Source organism: Marinobacter sp. H13 (assembly GCF_059072335.1).
This window is the reverse complement of record NZ_JCACRU010000001.1, coordinates 1,008,306-1,022,788: the sequence shown is the minus strand read 5'-3', so window position 1 is coordinate 1,022,788 and position 14,483 is coordinate 1,008,306. Positions and strand designations below refer to the sequence as shown.

Annotated in this window: 17 protein-coding genes; 8 read left to right on the top strand and 9 right to left on the bottom strand. The window is 56.3% G+C overall.

The annotated features are described in order from the left end of the window. The first annotated feature begins 85 nt into the window (after nt 1–85). Nucleotides 86–1,642, top strand: a complete 1,557-nt coding sequence (locus AC5JQH_RS04825) for a BCCT family transporter (protein ID WP_482901678.1) — start codon at nt 86–88, stop codon at nt 1,640–1,642. Between the two features lie 76 nt (nt 1,643–1,718). Further along, entirely contained in the window at nt 1,719–2,768 is a 1,050-nt protein-coding gene (locus AC5JQH_RS04820; RefSeq protein WP_008172341.1) for a mechanosensitive ion channel family protein, read from the top strand. Between the two features lie 32 nt (nt 2,769–2,800). Here AC5JQH_RS04820 and AC5JQH_RS04815 read toward each other — a convergent pair whose 3' ends face one another. Continuing rightward, nucleotides 2,801–2,920, bottom strand: coding sequence for a DUF2860 family protein (locus tag AC5JQH_RS04815; RefSeq protein WP_008172339.1), 120 nt, complete (start codon nt 2,918–2,920; stop codon nt 2,801–2,803). Nucleotides 2,921–3,449: 529 nt separating this feature from the next. Here AC5JQH_RS04815 and AC5JQH_RS04810 point away from each other — a divergent pair. The 3 genes from AC5JQH_RS04810 to AC5JQH_RS04800 all read left to right on the top strand — a co-directional run bounded on the left by AC5JQH_RS04810 (nt 3,450) and on the right by AC5JQH_RS04800 (nt 5,056). Then, nucleotides 3,450–3,833: a DUF2750 domain-containing protein gene (locus AC5JQH_RS04810; RefSeq protein ID WP_008172335.1), complete on the top strand. Its 384-nt coding sequence runs from the start codon at nt 3,450–3,452 to the stop codon at nt 3,831–3,833. Between the two features lie 114 nt (nt 3,834–3,947). Continuing rightward, entirely contained in the window at nt 3,948–4,388 is a 441-nt protein-coding gene (gene trxC, locus AC5JQH_RS04805; RefSeq protein ID WP_008172333.1) for a thioredoxin TrxC, read from the top strand. 257 nt (nt 4,389–4,645) lie between these two features. Then, nucleotides 4,646–5,056: a hypothetical protein gene (locus AC5JQH_RS04800; protein ID WP_476158812.1), complete on the top strand. Its 411-nt coding sequence runs from the start codon at nt 4,646–4,648 to the stop codon at nt 5,054–5,056. A 450-nt stretch (nt 5,057–5,506) separates the two neighbouring features. Here AC5JQH_RS04800 and AC5JQH_RS04795 read toward each other — a convergent pair whose 3' ends face one another. The 7 genes from AC5JQH_RS04795 to AC5JQH_RS04765 form a co-directional block, all read right to left on the bottom strand. Continuing rightward, the gene (locus AC5JQH_RS04795) at nt 5,507–6,229 is read right to left on the bottom strand and encodes a cytochrome c biogenesis CcdA family protein (protein ID WP_008173719.1); all 723 of its coding nucleotides are present in this window, start codon (nt 6,227–6,229) and stop codon (nt 5,507–5,509) included. A gap of 25 nt (nt 6,230–6,254) precedes the next feature. Then, nucleotides 6,255–6,731 carry a hypothetical protein gene (locus AC5JQH_RS04790; protein WP_053112804.1) on the bottom strand — a complete coding sequence of 159 codons (477 nt, stop codon included), beginning with the start codon at nt 6,729–6,731 and terminating at the stop codon, nt 6,255–6,257. A 69-nt stretch (nt 6,732–6,800) separates the two neighbouring features. Further along, on the bottom strand, nt 6,801–7,238 hold the full coding sequence (locus AC5JQH_RS04785; protein WP_008173721.1) for a c-type cytochrome: 438 nt from the start codon (nt 7,236–7,238) through the stop codon (nt 6,801–6,803). Then, on the bottom strand, nt 7,231–8,085 hold the full coding sequence (locus AC5JQH_RS04780) for a WD40/YVTN/BNR-like repeat-containing protein (RefSeq protein WP_008173722.1): 855 nt from the start codon (nt 8,083–8,085) through the stop codon (nt 7,231–7,233). Before AC5JQH_RS04780 ends, AC5JQH_RS04785 begins: the two co-directional genes overlap by 8 nt. A gap of 10 nt (nt 8,086–8,095) precedes the next feature. After that, entirely contained in the window at nt 8,096–8,605 is a 510-nt protein-coding gene (locus tag AC5JQH_RS04775; protein WP_008173723.1) for a DUF411 domain-containing protein, read from the bottom strand. Nucleotides 8,606–8,704: 99 nt separating this feature from the next. Further along, nucleotides 8,705–8,989 carry a hypothetical protein gene (locus AC5JQH_RS04770; protein WP_008173724.1) on the bottom strand — a complete coding sequence of 95 codons (285 nt, stop codon included), beginning with the start codon at nt 8,987–8,989 and terminating at the stop codon, nt 8,705–8,707. A gap of 111 nt (nt 8,990–9,100) precedes the next feature. Beyond that, entirely contained in the window at nt 9,101–9,484 is a 384-nt protein-coding gene (locus tag AC5JQH_RS04765) for a hypothetical protein (protein ID WP_008173725.1), read from the bottom strand. 270 nt (nt 9,485–9,754) lie between these two features. Here AC5JQH_RS04765 and AC5JQH_RS04760 point away from each other — a divergent pair, with 270 nt between their 5' ends. Continuing rightward, complete coding sequence (locus AC5JQH_RS04760) at nt 9,755–9,886, top strand: hypothetical protein (RefSeq protein ID WP_263645069.1); 132 nt, start codon at nt 9,755–9,757, stop codon at nt 9,884–9,886. A gap of 24 nt (nt 9,887–9,910) precedes the next feature. On the opposite strand, the gene AC5JQH_RS04755 is transcribed toward AC5JQH_RS04760, so the two are convergent. Continuing rightward, complete coding sequence (locus AC5JQH_RS04755; protein WP_081467537.1) at nt 9,911–11,284, bottom strand: multicopper oxidase family protein; 1,374 nt, start codon at nt 11,282–11,284, stop codon at nt 9,911–9,913. Nucleotides 11,285–11,519: 235 nt separating this feature from the next. Between AC5JQH_RS04755 and AC5JQH_RS04750 the strand changes: the two genes are divergently transcribed. Both AC5JQH_RS04750 and AC5JQH_RS04745 read left to right on the top strand, forming a co-directional pair. Then, nucleotides 11,520–11,921, top strand: a complete 402-nt coding sequence (locus AC5JQH_RS04750) for a MerR family transcriptional regulator (RefSeq protein WP_008173731.1) — start codon at nt 11,520–11,522, stop codon at nt 11,919–11,921. A 70-nt stretch (nt 11,922–11,991) separates the two neighbouring features. Beyond that, nucleotides 11,992–14,478: a heavy metal translocating P-type ATPase gene (locus AC5JQH_RS04745; protein ID WP_476158836.1), complete on the top strand. Its 2,487-nt coding sequence runs from the start codon at nt 11,992–11,994 to the stop codon at nt 14,476–14,478. The last annotated feature ends 5 nt before the right edge of the window (nt 14,479–14,483 follow it).

Below are 14,483 nucleotides of genomic sequence, written 5' to 3'. Positions count from 1 at the left end.
GAGCATGCGTATTTTCAGAAATCCCCGTGCATGAGTCGTTCACTTCCTGTAGCCTGCGCGGCTTTTTCTTCCAGAGGCAGACCATATGACCGTGCAATCCGAATCTCCCCCGCAAGCCAGAAGTGGGCCACTGACAGACAGCGATCCCGTTGTTCTGGTGCTAACTATCGGCTTCATACTTCTGTTCGTAGGGGCCTCAATATTCGACAGTAGCTACGTGGCGGAACTCATCGGTAGCGGGTTTGCGTGGACCGCCACCTATCTGGGCTCCTTTTTCCAGTTACTGCTGCTACTCACATTCTTCATCGCCATTGGAACAGCCCTGAGCCGGGCCGGCGCCGCTCGGATAGGCGGACTGGATCGACCAGAAATCGGCCGTTTCCGGTGGCTGTCGATGATCATGTGTACCTTGTTGGCCGGAGGCGGGGTGTTTTTTGCCGCTGGTGAACCGGTTTACCACTTTGTTGTTACGCCTCCGGCTTTTAATACCGAAGCTGGCTCCGCCGCAGCGGTCGCTCCCGCCATGGCCCAGTCGTTCACGCACTGGGGATTCCTGGCATGGGCCGTGCTCGGCTCCCTGACAGCCCTGGTCCTGACGCGGGCCCACTACGGACAGGGCAAACCTTTGCAACCAAGAACGCTGTTGTACCCGGTATTCGGTGAGAAAGTCATTCAGGGGCGCCTCGGTGGTGTCATCGATGCCTTCTGTGTGATTGCCGTGGTGGCCGGCACCGTCGGGCCCATCGGTTTTCTCGCCACCCAGATGAGCTTTGGGTTGCATGAGCTGTTCGGAGTGCCAGACGGCTACGGTACCCAGCTGAGCGTTCTGGTGGTTCTGGCCGGGGTGTACATGACTTCTGCCATGACCGGTCTGCATAAGGGCATTCAGTTGCTGAGCCGTTTCAACGTGATATTGGCGTTGGTTATTGCCGGGGTTATCTTTGTCTTCGGCCCCACGCTGTTCCTGGCGAATACCTACACCCAGTCGATGGGTGAATACGTCACCTCGTTCTTTGCCATGGCAACCATGACCGCAGAAACGGCACCGGCCTGGTGGATGAAATGGTGGACGGTGTTTTTCTTTGCCTGGTTCATTGGTTATACGCCGTTGATGGCAGTGTTTGTTGCCAGAATCTCCCGGGGCCGGACCGTTCGTGAAATGGTTCTGGCGGTGGCCGTATTGGCCCCCATCGCGACCACCATCTGGTTCACCCTGCTCGGTGGCTCCGGTATCTATCACCAGCTAGCCGGTACTTTCGACCTGACTGAAGCTCTGAACAACTTTCGCTTTGATGTCGCCACACTGACCGTGGCTCAGGCTTTGCCCGGCGGCACCTGGATGGCGGCGGCGATTCTGTTGCTGACAACCATTTTCGTTGCCACCACCGGCGACTCCATGAGCTATTCGATTGCTATGGTCGGAGCTGGCCACGACGAACCAAGCCCTTGGATCCGTGTGTTCTGGGGCGGTGCCATGGCATTGATGGCGGCCATTCTTCTGTATATGGGCGCCGGCCAGATTGGCGTACTCCAGCAGTTCATCGTGCTGACAGCGATTCCGGTTTCACTGGTTATCCTCCCCTCGCTCTGGACCGGACCGAAAGCGGCCATGGCGATGGCACGGGAGCAAGGGCTGGTCTAGGCTTTTACGGGGCTGAGCGGAATACAGGGATGTGTTCGCCTGCCCACTTTTCTGATTGAAAGCTCGGGGAGGGCAGATGCTGGAATCGTTTGAAGCCGGTTTCAAGGCATGGTTGTGGCCGGGTTTTACGGCGATTCTCGCAGTTGCTGCGACCTATGTCGTGTACCGACTGGCTCTGGCAGTCTTTCGGCATTTTTCAGGGTCCAGGACGGTCATTCGCCTGTTCCTCGATGCGGCTGCCCGGGCGCTCGGTGTTGTTTTCTGTCTGCTCACCCTTGCAGGTTCGCTGGCGGCCGCACCACCGGATCTCCCGTTGATGGCGGCGATTCAGCAAATCACCACCCTTCTACTCATCCTTGCCATCACCTGGGCGGCCGTTCGACTGACATCGGCCATTGGCGAGGTCATTGTCGCGCTCAATCCAGTGCTGGAAGGGCATTGGAAGCGGGCGCGCAAGGTCGAGACCCAGACCCGATTCCTGGTCCGCGCACTTAATATTCTCATCGTGATCATCGGCCTGGGCGCTGCCCTGATGACCTTTGAATCGGTTCAGCACATGGGCGCCAGCCTTCTTGCCTCCGCGGGTGTCGGCGGCCTTATTCTCGGGTTCGCGGCCCGTCCTGTGTTGAGCAACCTGCTGGCCGGTATGCAGATCGCTCTGACCCAACCTTTCCGTATAGACGACGTGCTATATGTTCAGGGCGAGTGGTGCTGGGTAGAGGAAGTGACAGCCACCTATGTGGTTTTGCGGGTCTGGGATCTGCGTCGCCTTGTAGTGCCACTGCAATGGTTTATCGAGAACCCGTTCCAGAACTGGTCCAGGAATACCGCAGAGTTGCTGGGAACAGTTTTTATCTGGGTGGACTACACCATGCCGGTTGAACCGCTCAGGCAGGAGTTCACTCGTTTGCTCAATGAATCGGGGCTCTGGGATGGCGAATTTTCCTCGGTGCAGGTGACCGATTCCAGTGATCAGGCCATTCAGGTGCGTTTTTTGATGAGCGCCGCCAATTCCAGCAAGAACTGGGACCTCAGATGTGCGATCCGGGAGGGCATGGTAACCTTCATTCAGGAACACTACCCGGCTCAGCTACCCAGGCTTCGAGCCCGAGTGGTTGAAAACTGAGCCTTGGTTGAGCGCTTGAAGGCCAGGCGAGATCAGAACTTATAATTTAGCCCCACCGCAAACAGGTACGAGGATTCATCGTAGAAGGTCAGGTTGGATTGGGTGTCGCCAAAGCCGGCAAAAGAAATAAACGACCAGTCCTTCCAGCCCATGAATTGCGGGTACTCGTAAGCTGCAAGCAGGCTGAGCTCATCATCAGAACGCTTTTATTGAACAACGTGCTGGCGCTGCCATCGACGTTAAAGTTGGACGTTGAAGAGATGATCCCCGCATTTAGCGAGACTTCACCACTGAATCCCTTTTGCGGAGGCGCCGGTTGCGCGAATACAGGCAACGCGATGCACAGGATCGGGAGGGCGAGGTACTTTTTCATTCGGATGCTCCGATTATTCTGAATTAGACGCCGTTTCGAGGTCTGACCTCAGTGATGCTCCTTTTACGCGTGGATAGTGTCTTGCGGTTCAGCATGGTTCTAGCGGTGCTGATTTTCCACGCCAAGATGAACTTTACTGGTGAATGGTTGCGAATCTCCCCGGAAATGTATCCCTTTATGCTCTTAGGCAACCTGGCCCTTGCAGCGTTGCTGATAATGTTTTGGATAAGCGGCCGCCAGTCTCCGCCAAATACGTGTTAGGCTCCGCCGAATACCGAAAAGCAAACGACTGGAGTGGCGTACCTGACATGAGCAGTGAAGACCTCAATCAAGTAATGGAAATGGATGGTGAAGAGCGGTACGACTACTTCCTGAGCCAAGTGGCCGAGGAACGGGAAATCTGGATCCTGGTTAACGGCCAGAGCCAATTCCTCAAGATCGCCTCGGACGATGGCGATGTGGAATACCTGCCCGTGTGGCCGGCTTCGGCGTTTGCCGCCGAGTACGCCAACGGCGGCGATGAGCTGACGCCCCGCAGTATTTCACTGCCGGACTTCTTCCGGAAATGGGTCCCCGGTTTAACGAAGGATGGCCTCGATGTGGGTGTATTTCCCGGCCCTGATAAAACGGTATGGATCACCGAACCGGCAGAGCTCAAGCAGGATCTTCAGGACGTAATGTCTGATTTCTAGTACAGTTTTCATCGCCTGGCCGCTTTGGCGAGACGAGTAATATGAAGCGCTGCTTGATTTCGTCTGGTCTGCCCTGATCATTTATCTCAGTACACAATCTGAGGGCAATCAATCATGACTGATATCCGACACCTGGTCTGTCCCCACTGCCACAAGGTAAATCGCGTGCCTGCGGATAAATTGTCATCTGGCGGCAATTGCGGCGCCTGCAAACAGCCGTTGTGGCCGGATCAGGTTCTGGAACTTACAGACCAGAGCTTTGCTAATCATACCGGGCGCAGTGATCTGCCGGTGCTGGTGGACTTCTGGGCGAGCTGGTGTGGCCCCTGCAAAATGATGGCGCCTCAGTTCGAACAGGCCGCGAGAGACTGGCGGGGCAAGGTACGTTTTGCCAAGCTAAATACGGAACAGGCCCAAGGCCCGGCCAGCCAGTTTGGCATTCGCAGCATCCCTACCATGATCCTGTTCCAGAATGGCCGGGAAGTGGCCCGCCAGAGCGGCGCCATGAATCAGGCGCAGATCAGCCAATGGCTGCAGTCGAAGGGTATTCGCTAGCCTGATAAGGCTGTTTATTCGCTGGCCGGTCATTAAAACGCCACAATGGCTGAGGCCCTGCCATTGCAGGGCTGAAGACACCTATCCGAGCTGTTCCCACAAAGTTATCCACAGTTTTTGTGGGTAAAGCTGACTTTGCAGCGACATCGACTTTCTTATGGTATGTAGCCAGAATTCGAGCCAAACTGTCTGTAACTCGAAAGGCAGAGTCGGGCAAGCGACGGCCTTACCCGGTTGATCACTCCAACGAGGACCGAATGAGAGCAGTCCTGTTTATCATCATGGCATTCTGGTTCCTTCCAGTTTCGTCCCAAACGCTCAAGATTATGGGTTCGGACGAGAGCTTTCTCCCGTTTTATTACGGCAATGATCTCAGCGAGGGCATTCTGGTCGAGGTGATCAATGAATTCACCAAACAGACCGGTATCGCAGCCGATTTCGTCCCGATGGCGCGTAAACGCCAGGCCTGGGCTCTGGAACGAGGACTGGCCAACGCGGTTTTCGCCAACCCGCTATGGATGCCTTTGCCGGACCAAATGCACGCCGTAGGGCCGTTGTTAACCTGGCGTGACCGCGTGTTCGCGCAAACGGTGCGATTACATCGTCATGAACGAAACGGAGTTCCGGTTTCTTGCAGAGCTGGGGGACGTAGATCCGGAACCTTATAGCACGGAACTGATAGACGCCGAGTGGCCGGTCTATCTTGGGATACTTGAAAACGAGACAGCTTTAATTGAAGCGGCGGAAGCTTTTTTCTCTACCTACACGATTGACGTGGAGGCCATGCTACCCAGACTGCCATGGCCGGACCGTTGAAGAGATTGATGGTCGGTTTGTCGATACGCCAGGCATGCGAGCGGCTTTCCAGGCGTCGTACCAGAATGTCCGCTTTGCAATCTAGCCGCATCCAGGGCACTACTAAACAAAAGCGGACATTCGCGACTCTCCACTGCGAGCCGGTTTTTGATCCAGTCTTGAAGAACGATGAACCGCTTCAATGGTTCGGCAATGCAAAACCATTAACGAAAAGGCAGCCCCATTTGTTCATGAAAGCTGTTCATACGCAGTATTTGAGTATGAATCCGTGAACCGTTCTCGTTAGTTTGGTTGTAGGAAGCTCAGCCAAGCCTTCCAAGAACTGGAAACGTCGACAACATCCATGACGCGAATAGAGTCATCTGACCGGTGAGCACCAACACGCCCATGACAACGAGTACCAGGCCTGCAAACACTCTCAGCAGTCGACTCCAGCGACTGAACCAGCGCACTCGTCGGCGAAAGTGCTCAATGAATAGGGCAGTTCCCAGGAAGGGAAGAGCCAGCCCTAACGAATAGGCAGCAAGATACAACATACCTGCCTCGGCATTGGCATGGGTGGAGCTGAGCGCCAATATAGCCCCGAGTATGGGACCTATACAGGGTGTCCAGCCGATGGCAAATGCTATCCCCAGAAGAAAGGCGGCAGTGGGACGTCCGCCTTCAAGTGACTGTCCAATGCGCCATTCGCGCTGCAACGCCGGCATGCTCCACCAACCCAGCATAAACAGACCCATTAGAATGATGAGCACGCCGGCCACCAGGTTGGCCTCTTCACGATAGGCCATCAACCATTGCCCTAAAGCACTTGCGCTTGCTCCCAGGGCAATAAAGATCAGACTGAACCCCATCACAAAACACAGGCTCAGCCAAAGGGCCTTCAACCGATTCGAAGCCTCGGTCAGGGCACCTCCAGTCACGACCGACAGGTAGCCGGGAACCAGAGGTAGCGTGCAGGGTGAAAAAAACGATATGAGACCACCGGCAAACGCGGCGGCAATTCCCCAGGTTGCAAGATCCGGCATCTAGCCTCCTATTGCTGCGAGTGCATCAAGCCGCCCAGAAATCAAATTTGATGCCTTTCTTGGAAGTGCCCTTGTCGATAATGGCCCGCGCGCGCCATAGCATTTTGCCTGTACCGCACTCCGGCAGGGTAAAGGTTCCCTGGTAGACGCCCTGGGCATTCGGTACCAGCTGGGTGCGGACCACGCCCATGTACATTTCAAGCCCTTCAAAATCGACGATTAGGGAGTCTGCTGTCATGTTAGCGAGATGCACACGAATGGGAATTTCTGTCATAGATTCGATGGCTTCATTACCTAAACCGACTGTGATGGCTTGATTGTCCTTTCGCCCGATACACTGACCCTTGAAAGGTGCGCATCCCTCGGTGGCGTAAAAAGTGACACCGGCATCCAGATCTGGCTTCAGGTACTGCGGCAGCACGAAAATTGCAGCGACCATCAGACTGAAACCGGCGATACCGAATAACCATGACCATTTCTTGAAGTGCTGATTCAACGACATTTTCGAGTTACCCGAGATCTAGCGTGAGTGTTGTCTGGTGTCCGTGAGAAATCAGGAAGGACCCTCAGCCTAATTAACGTCCTGACTTTCGCTCCGTTGATAACGGCGCTGGTCTTCCGTCCATAGCGTTTTCAGGTACTCGATCACCAACTGAATTTCCTGGTCGGTGAGGATGTCCTTGAACGCCGGCATCGTCAGCCTATCCGTTTTATTGAAGGGATGTCGCCAGCCCTCGGCAATCATCCTGAACAACATGGCATCGCTGTGGCGCCAGGTGTGGCCTGTCTCATCGTGCGGTGGCGGGGGCATTTCGCCTTTCTCATCCGGTTTGGTCCAGTCGGCAGCACCCTCGCCCTGCCATCCGTGGCAGGCGGCGCAGTATTGCTCGTAAATCTGGCGACCCTCGGCCACCTCGGTCGGCCCACTGTCACTGTTTGGTGGCGCGCCCCCCGCCACCACAAGGGCCGGGGCAACGAGCAAGACCAGCGGGAAAGACCACTTATTCATGAACAGGTACCCATTCGCCAGAGGCGTTCTGCGAAAGCAGATCTCCATCCTCTGTGCCCACCACGAGTCCTTCCTTGAGTGAGAATGTCAGAGCGGTGACTGGCTCGGGTATCTTAAGGCCAGCCCAGGTTTCGCCACCGTCCGAACTGTGGTGAAGTTGCCCCTCGATCACGGCGTAGACGTTCTCCGGGGCAGAAGGATCGTAATCAATAGCAGTCACAGTCCCTCGTAATTCGCCGGCATCGCCCCAGAAGCAGAAACAGTCCATGGAGCGGGCAACGCCGCGGGTGGTGCCAGCGAACAGCCAGCCACTTTCCATACTGCCCGGCATATCCGAGTGCAGGAATGCCTGCACCGGCTCCCGGGGGCCACTGTCTACCTTCACCCATTCGGCACCGCCGTCCCTGGATCGGAACATGCCACCGTCACCGAGATAGACGTAAAGCGTTTCGGCTTGGGTGGCGTGGGCGGCAATCGCCGTGATTCCGAGATCCGGCAGGGTGTCATTGAGGGATTGCCAGCGCTTGCTGGCGTTGTCATAGCGCCAGATACCAAGGCCAGGCCCTGCCAGGTACAGACTTTCGTCCGCGCCCTTTGCCATGGACCGAGGGGGAGCGCCGGAATCGGACGGTGGCAGCGGGATCTCGGTAGTGCTCTGGCCTTCCACGGCAAGCAGGCCGCTATTCCGAAGCACCAGTAGGGCGCCGGAGGCGTCAGTCGTCAGCGCCTTCACTGCTTGGCCATCAGTCGCAGACTGGGCTTGAACCAGGCCCGGCATGACGGCAATCAACGCGAACAGGAAAAGCCTGGAAACGCCAGAATTCAGGCGGTAAACCTTCGCTTTCATGGGGCTGACCTCAGTAATCCTTGTGTTCACGGAAAACACCCTGCTTGCCATTGGCGTTAAAAGCGATGACCTGATAATCGTCCTTCCGGCCGGTTTCCATGCCGGGGGTGCCATGGGGCATGCCCGGCACTGATAGCCCAATCGTATTGAACTGCGGGTCCTCAAGGTAGGCGACGATGTCATTGGCCGGCACATGGCCCTCAATCACCAGGTTTCCGATCAGCGCAGTGTGGCAGGACGCCATATCTCGGGGTACGTCGTACTTTTGCTTGATTTCATTAAGGTTGTTGGTTTCAACGATGCGGGTCTCAAAGCCATTGGCCGCGAGGTGCTCGGCCCAGTCCTGGCAGCAACCGCAATTGGGGCTTTTGTAAATGGTGATGGCCTGACCTGTCTTTCCACTCTCGGCTTGCGCAACCGATGACTGGTCAGATTCGTTGGTCTGGATGGCCAAGGTGGTGCCAGCGCCGATAACGACAGCGGCTATACCCGTATAAAGGGCGAGTTTCATGGTCTTCATGGAAAATCCTCGGTTGGAATCGCTTACATGTAGTGCAGGGCGCGGGGATGCACATGCGTCCCCGGCCCATAGCTTCAGTTCATGAGGGTGTCCAAATGGTTATTTGGTGCCGGTGTCTTTGTCTTTCATGCCATCGCCACCATGAGCCTGCATCATCTTCATGCACGCTTCGGTCATGGCTTTGCGGTCTTCTGGGGACATATCGGACATCATCCCCATCATGCCGCCCATACCCTCCATGCCTTGCGAGGACATCATGCCATTTTGCTCGGAATGTCCGGCCATCATGCCGGCTCCTTCGCCGTGGGCAACGGCAGAGAAGAGGGCAACACTGCCTGCCAGAACGGCGGCGGTTACGGTGAGGTTGATTTTTGAATTACGCATTTGATTTACTCCAGTTAAAGTCTCGTTACGGATGGACGGAAGTACGAGACTTTGTTGTAAGAATTAACGTTAAAGAGCTTGCCTCCTAGAGGCAAAAATCCGGGTTAAAACTCAGGAGTGGTGTTCTGGAGGGGGCGTAATAGAAGCCAGGAACGGATCCTGGTAGAAGGTTGATCGTGCGGTCAATACCGGGTGGGAGCCCGTATCGGTAAAACCGATGGAATCCCCCGGTAACAGGGCAACGCTGACGCTGACCCCGCATTTGATCAGCCCACTGGCGCTCGGGCAGGCCATGTCAGGGGCTGAGGCACAATCCGCTTCAGTGTCTGTTGAGGAGCCGGCGCTCTCAGCCTGAGCCATCATCATGGAACCACAATCCGGCATCGCAGTGTCCGCGTCGCTGTCCGCTATTTTGGACATAGCCAATGCCGGTCCGCTTATCACCAGAAGCAGTGATAGCAGCGCGGAAATAAATTGGCGGGTTGTTGCGGTCATCCTGATTCCAAGCACCAAGCTGTAAAGGTTCAACGCTGTGACACACAGCTCGACTTTTAGTTCACCAAATCCTAGCAGTTTTTATTTCAATGACACAACGCCATCGATATCCAAAGGCTCAAGGTGAATTCACTTTGACCATTCTGACAAAAGTCTTGACCTTAAACCGTGCTTCAACGTTATTTTCTCAAAAATGCTCAACTGCAACTGTTTACCGCATAAGCGGTGAAAATGAGCAACCAACAACCACGGTAAAAATGAGGGACGATAATGAGAGGAGGACCGGTGGGTTTGCTGACAGGGCCACGGCGTTGGTGGTTGTTTGGCGCCTTCGGGGTCATCGCGGGACTCACCTTTGGCTGGGAACAGCTGGTGATATTCGGGCTCGGTGACAACGGTTGAGCAGACCAAGGAGACTGGTAGCGCTTAGCTTTGCACCTGAAAATAGCGCATCATCCCTGCATCCTCATGTTCCATGTTATGACAGTGGTAGATGTAAAGGCCGTCAAAGCGCTCGAATTTCATCGCCACCTGAACCGTTTCACGAGGCATAACCAGAACCGTGTCGTGCCAGCCACTGTCTACCAGGCCCTGCTGTAGACTGTCCGAGTTGCCGCCTCGTCGCCCTACAACGTTGAATTGCAAGCCATGAATATGCATCGGGTGAGGCATCGGTGTGCTGTTGTGGAATTCCCAGATTTCCGTGTCACCAAGGCGGACTTTTTCGTCATCAGCAACATTCGTTCCGTCAAACCGCCGGCCATTCATGGCAAATCCCCGCATCATCACCGGGCTTAACTCGAACGACCGGATTCGCGTATTGCTGTTTACCGGTATTTTTTGCCGCTGCACACCTAGCTGTGCCGGTAAAGGTTCGCTGGCCTTTAATGACTTGGACACCTCCAGCCTGGCCAAGGGGAATCGGCTGCCAAGGGGCAGGGCGTTGCTGCCCATCATGCCCATTCCGTCCATCATACCTCCGCTCATCATGCCTGCCCGGAAACGGTCACTGATAAGCTCCAGCGTATCACCCGGCTGGAACTCGGAAAGATCGACCCATATATCAAGCCGCTGAGCCGGAGCCAGCACGGCGTAAGGCCTGTCTTCCGGTTCCTGAAGAAGGCCGCCGTCTGCACCGATAACGGTGACAGGTCGCCCGTCGCTCCAGGCCAGTTTGTAGATGCGGGCGTTGGACCCATTGAGGACTCGAATTCTGTAGGGGCGGGTGGCAACCTTGCGGGTGGTTGGAGGCGCCCCGTTAGCCAGCACTCTATCCCCCAGAAAACCGTGCATACGGTCCATCATGGACCCCATGCCACGGCCCATGTAAACCAGTTCATTGTTACCAGCAAAGGTGCGGTCCTGAAGCACCAGCAGCAGCTCGTTATCGCCCGACGGCAATTTGAGGTCCGCTTCTTCCTCGTCTTCAACGATCAGGAGTCCGGCCAACCCTGCGTAACTTTGAAATCCTACGCGACCACCTTGCTTGCCGTGGGCATGAGAGTGGTACCAGAACAGTCCGGCCCGGTCCAATACCTCGAAGCCAACAGTCATTGTCTCGCCTGGGCGGATCGGTAGTCTTGGCTGTCCGTCTACGTCGGACGGCACGTGAAGTCCGTGCCAGTGGACGGTGGTGTCCTCTGGCAGCTCATTGTGAATATGGATTTTGACGGTTTGGCCGCGGCGTAGCCGGATCGTTGGGCCGAGGTAACTGTCCGGATTTTCGGAGACTGTGTTTTTTGGACCTTTCAGCAATTCCGCCCTGTAGCGCCACACTTCACTGGGGGCGCCCGGGCCCATCAGCGAATGCGAAAAGGGACGGGAAAAGTCCTAACATCAGCGTAACCAGCCTTTCAAAACCCTTCATTACAGTGTCTCCGTCTTTTCGCCCCACTTGACTCAAAACGGGGGACCTTGGGTCAGTTTGGTGTACCGCCACCGGTCTGACAAAGCATGAAAAAATGCCTTGACCTTAAAGTTCACTTTAAGGTTATGGTTGGCATCAGTCATTGATCACTTGTTTTGAGGTGCAAGAATGAAAACGTTCAATATTGGCGAACTCTCTGATAAAAGCGGCGTGGCCAGCCATGCCATTCGCTTTTACGAGCGGGAAAATCTCATGCCCGAGCCTGCCCGAAACCAATCGAATTATCGTCGTTACCCCGAGGATGCGATCGCCAGGCTGCAATTCATCATCCACGCCAAGCAATGGGGTTTCACCCTTGATGAGATTCGCGAACTCCTGATGCTTCAGGACGCCAATGGCGACCGTGCCGAGGCCAGGCAAATTGCAAAGAAGCAACTGGAAAAAATCCGGCATCAGATTCAGAGTCTGTCCCGCATCGAGGCCGTCCTGTCTGAAACACTGAAGGAATGCTCCGGTGAGGGGCCGATGGATGGCTGCCCGATTGTTGAAGCTATAGCCCAGCAAGGGTGAAGCTGGCAATCGCCTGCGGATGCATTGATTTAGAGGCACACAGTTATCTGTGCCGAGGAGCCAAACGGGTATGCAACGAATAGAGATTCGTTTTGATGGAATGTCTTGCGCTTCGTGCGTCGGGCGGATTGAAAAGGCGCTCATGGGTGAGCCCGGCGTTGCGGAAGCCCAGGTGAATCTGGCGACCGGAAAAGCCACCGTGGAATTTGACCAGCCTACCACGCCGGCCATGCTAATCGACTCGATTAAGGAGGCGGGTTACCAGCCACGGCTACAGTCGGCTGAGATTCCGGTCGTCGGCATGAGCTGCGGCTCCTGCGTATCCCGGATTGAGCAGTCATTGAACAAGCAACCCGGCATGGTTAAGGCCAGTGTCAATCTGACTACCCGGAAAGCGTTTGTGGAGTTCCTGTCTGACACCCTGTCAGTGCCGCAAATTCATCAGGCTATCCGCGACGCAGGGTATGAACCTCAGGAGCCGGACGCCAATAGCGAAACGGAAGAGCAGGACAGGGAGGGCATCGACCTCCGCCGGAAAGTGCTCTTCGCTGCGGCGCTGACTATCCCGATTGTTCTGATTGCCATGGGTAAAATGATCCCTGCTCTTGAGGCTCTATATGTCAGTGTCTTACCCCATCGGGGATGGATGGCAATTGAGTGGCTACTAACCACGCCGGTGTTGTTTTATGCCGGACTGAGGTTTTTCCGGTCCGGGTACACTGAATTGCGCCATGCCAATCCTGGCATGAACAGCCTGGTTATGATCGGCACCAGCGCTGCCTATTTCTACTCCGTCGCAGCACTGCTGGTTCCAGGATTCTTTCCCGCCGGTACCGCCGAAAGCTATTTCGAGGCAGCGGCAGTAATCGTGACGCTCATTCTGCTGGGACGCTACTTTGAGCACGTCGCCAAAGGCCGAACGTCGGAGGCAATCAAAAAACTTCTGCAATTGCAGGCCAAGACCGCCCGTGTCATTCGGGATGGGGAAGCCGTCGAAGTGCCCATCGAAGCCGTGGTACCTGGTGACCGTATCCAGGTGCGCCCGGGAGAGCGGGTTCCTGTTGATGGCGTGGTGGAGGAAGGCCAATCCTACGTGGACGAGTCCATGATCAGCGGCGAGCCCGTTCCCGTGGCCAAACAGAAAGACGCCGAGCTGGTGGGTGGAACCATTAATAAGAACGGTTCCCTGACGTTCCGGGCTACGAGGGTCGGTGCGGACACCGTTCTGGCACAGATCATCAGAATGGTGGAATCGGCCCAGGCTGATAAACCCCCGATTCAGGCGCTGGCCGACAAGATAGCGGGAATTTTCGTTCCCATTGTGATTGTGCTCGCGATTCTGACGTTCATCACCTGGTTCAGCTTCGGGCCCGAGCCGGCCCTGTCCTTTGCCTTCGTCACGACGGTCAGCGTACTGCTGATTGCTTGTCCCTGCGCGATGGGACTGGCTACGCCAACAGCCATTATGGTCGGAACCGGTAAGGGCGCCGAAATGGGCGTGCTGTTCCGCAAAGGCGCGGCCCTGGAGACACTGTCTCGGATGGACACCATCGTCCTCGATAAAACCGGCACCCTGACTCGGGGCCAGCCTGAGCTGACAGATTTCATACTGGTGGAAGGCCGCGAGGATGAGGTCCTGGCCTGGGTTGCGGCTGTGGAGACCGAAAGTGAACATCCCATCGGGGAAGCCATCGTCAAGGGCGCAAGGGATCGGGGCCTCACGTTACCCGCGATCAGTGAATTCCAGGCGGAGCCGGGCTACGGCATCCAGGCACAGGTGGCCGGACGCCGGATCAATGTGGGCGCGGACCGTTATATGCGCCGCCTCGGTATCGACCTGGCCAGCGTCGCCGACGATGCGGTGTCACTTGCTGAAAAAGCCAAATCCCCGCTGTATGTTGCCGTCGACGGACGCCTCGCCGCGCTGATTGCCGTGGCCGATCCGCTCAAGAACGGCTCGGTGGAAGCGATTGCTGCGCTCAAGTCATCAGGGCTCAGCGTGGCCATGCTCACCGGTGACAACCGCGCCACCGCCGAGGCGATTGCGCGGCAAGCCGGTATCGAACGGGTGCTTGCGGAGGTATTGCCGGACCAGAAAGCGTCCGAAGTGAAGCGCCTGCAAGAGGAAGGTGCCCGGGTTGCTTTTGTGGGTGACGGTATCAATGACGCACCGGCCCTGGCGCAAGCCGATGTGGGTATCGCCATCGGCACCGGTACCGACATTGCCATCGAGGCCGGCGACGTGGTTCTGATGCGCGGCGACCTCCGGGGCATCGTGGATGCTGCAGCGCTCTCCCGGCGCACCCGCAAAACGATTCTTGGCAATTTTGTCTGGGCCTACGGATACAACCTGGCACTGATCCCCGTGGCCGCAGGTGTTCTGTTCCCGTTTACCGGTTATCTGCTCAACCCCATGCTGGCTGCGGGTGCCATGAGCCTTTCCAGTGTGTTTGTGGTGACCAATTCCCTCCGACTGGGCCGGTTCAAATCCGATAGCGGAAGCTCCGTGGAGAGCAGTATCAGCGAAAGCGGAGCCGCACAGGCCAGTGTCTCGTAAGAGGC

What these genes read in the sequence shown, in the direction of transcription:
- AC5JQH_RS04785 (WP_008173721.1), bottom strand. Translation starts at nt 7,238, where the DNA reads ATGAATAAGTGGTCTTTCCCGCTGGTCTTGCTCGTTGCCCCGGCCCTT.
- AC5JQH_RS04815 (WP_008172339.1), bottom strand. Translation starts at nt 2,920, where the DNA reads ATGGGCTGGAAGGACTGGTCGTTTATTTCTTTTGCCGGCTTTGGCGAC.
- AC5JQH_RS04760 (WP_263645069.1), top strand. Translation starts at nt 9,755, where the DNA reads ATGAGAGGAGGACCGGTGGGTTTGCTGACAGGGCCACGGCGTTGGTGG.
- AC5JQH_RS04755 (WP_081467537.1), bottom strand. Translation starts at nt 11,284, where the DNA reads ATGGGCCCGGGCGCCCCCAGTGAAGTGTGGCGCTACAGGGCGGAATTG.
- AC5JQH_RS04775 (WP_008173723.1), bottom strand. Translation starts at nt 8,605, where the DNA reads ATGAAGACCATGAAACTCGCCCTTTATACGGGTATAGCCGCTGTCGTT.
- AC5JQH_RS04750 (WP_008173731.1), top strand. Translation starts at nt 11,520, where the DNA reads ATGAAAACGTTCAATATTGGCGAACTCTCTGATAAAAGCGGCGTGGCC.
- AC5JQH_RS04765 (WP_008173725.1), bottom strand. Translation starts at nt 9,484, where the DNA reads ATGACCGCAACAACCCGCCAATTTATTTCCGCGCTGCTATCACTGCTT.
- AC5JQH_RS04790 (WP_053112804.1), bottom strand. Translation starts at nt 6,731, where the DNA reads ATGTCGTTGAATCAGCACTTCAAGAAATGGTCATGGTTATTCGGTATC.
- trxC (WP_008172333.1), top strand. Translation starts at nt 3,948, where the DNA reads ATGACTGATATCCGACACCTGGTCTGTCCCCACTGCCACAAGGTAAAT.
- AC5JQH_RS04810 (WP_008172335.1), top strand. Translation starts at nt 3,450, where the DNA reads ATGAGCAGTGAAGACCTCAATCAAGTAATGGAAATGGATGGTGAAGAG.
- AC5JQH_RS04800 (WP_476158812.1), top strand. Translation starts at nt 4,646, where the DNA reads ATGAGAGCAGTCCTGTTTATCATCATGGCATTCTGGTTCCTTCCAGTT.
- AC5JQH_RS04745 (WP_476158836.1), top strand. Translation starts at nt 11,992, where the DNA reads ATGCAACGAATAGAGATTCGTTTTGATGGAATGTCTTGCGCTTCGTGC.
- AC5JQH_RS04795 (WP_008173719.1), bottom strand. Translation starts at nt 6,229, where the DNA reads ATGCCGGATCTTGCAACCTGGGGAATTGCCGCCGCGTTTGCCGGTGGT.
- AC5JQH_RS04770 (WP_008173724.1), bottom strand. Translation starts at nt 8,989, where the DNA reads ATGCGTAATTCAAAAATCAACCTCACCGTAACCGCCGCCGTTCTGGCA.
- AC5JQH_RS04825 (WP_482901678.1), top strand. Translation starts at nt 86, where the DNA reads ATGACCGTGCAATCCGAATCTCCCCCGCAAGCCAGAAGTGGGCCACTG.
- AC5JQH_RS04780 (WP_008173722.1), bottom strand. Translation starts at nt 8,085, where the DNA reads ATGAAAGCGAAGGTTTACCGCCTGAATTCTGGCGTTTCCAGGCTTTTC.
- AC5JQH_RS04820 (WP_008172341.1), top strand. Translation starts at nt 1,719, where the DNA reads ATGCTGGAATCGTTTGAAGCCGGTTTCAAGGCATGGTTGTGGCCGGGT.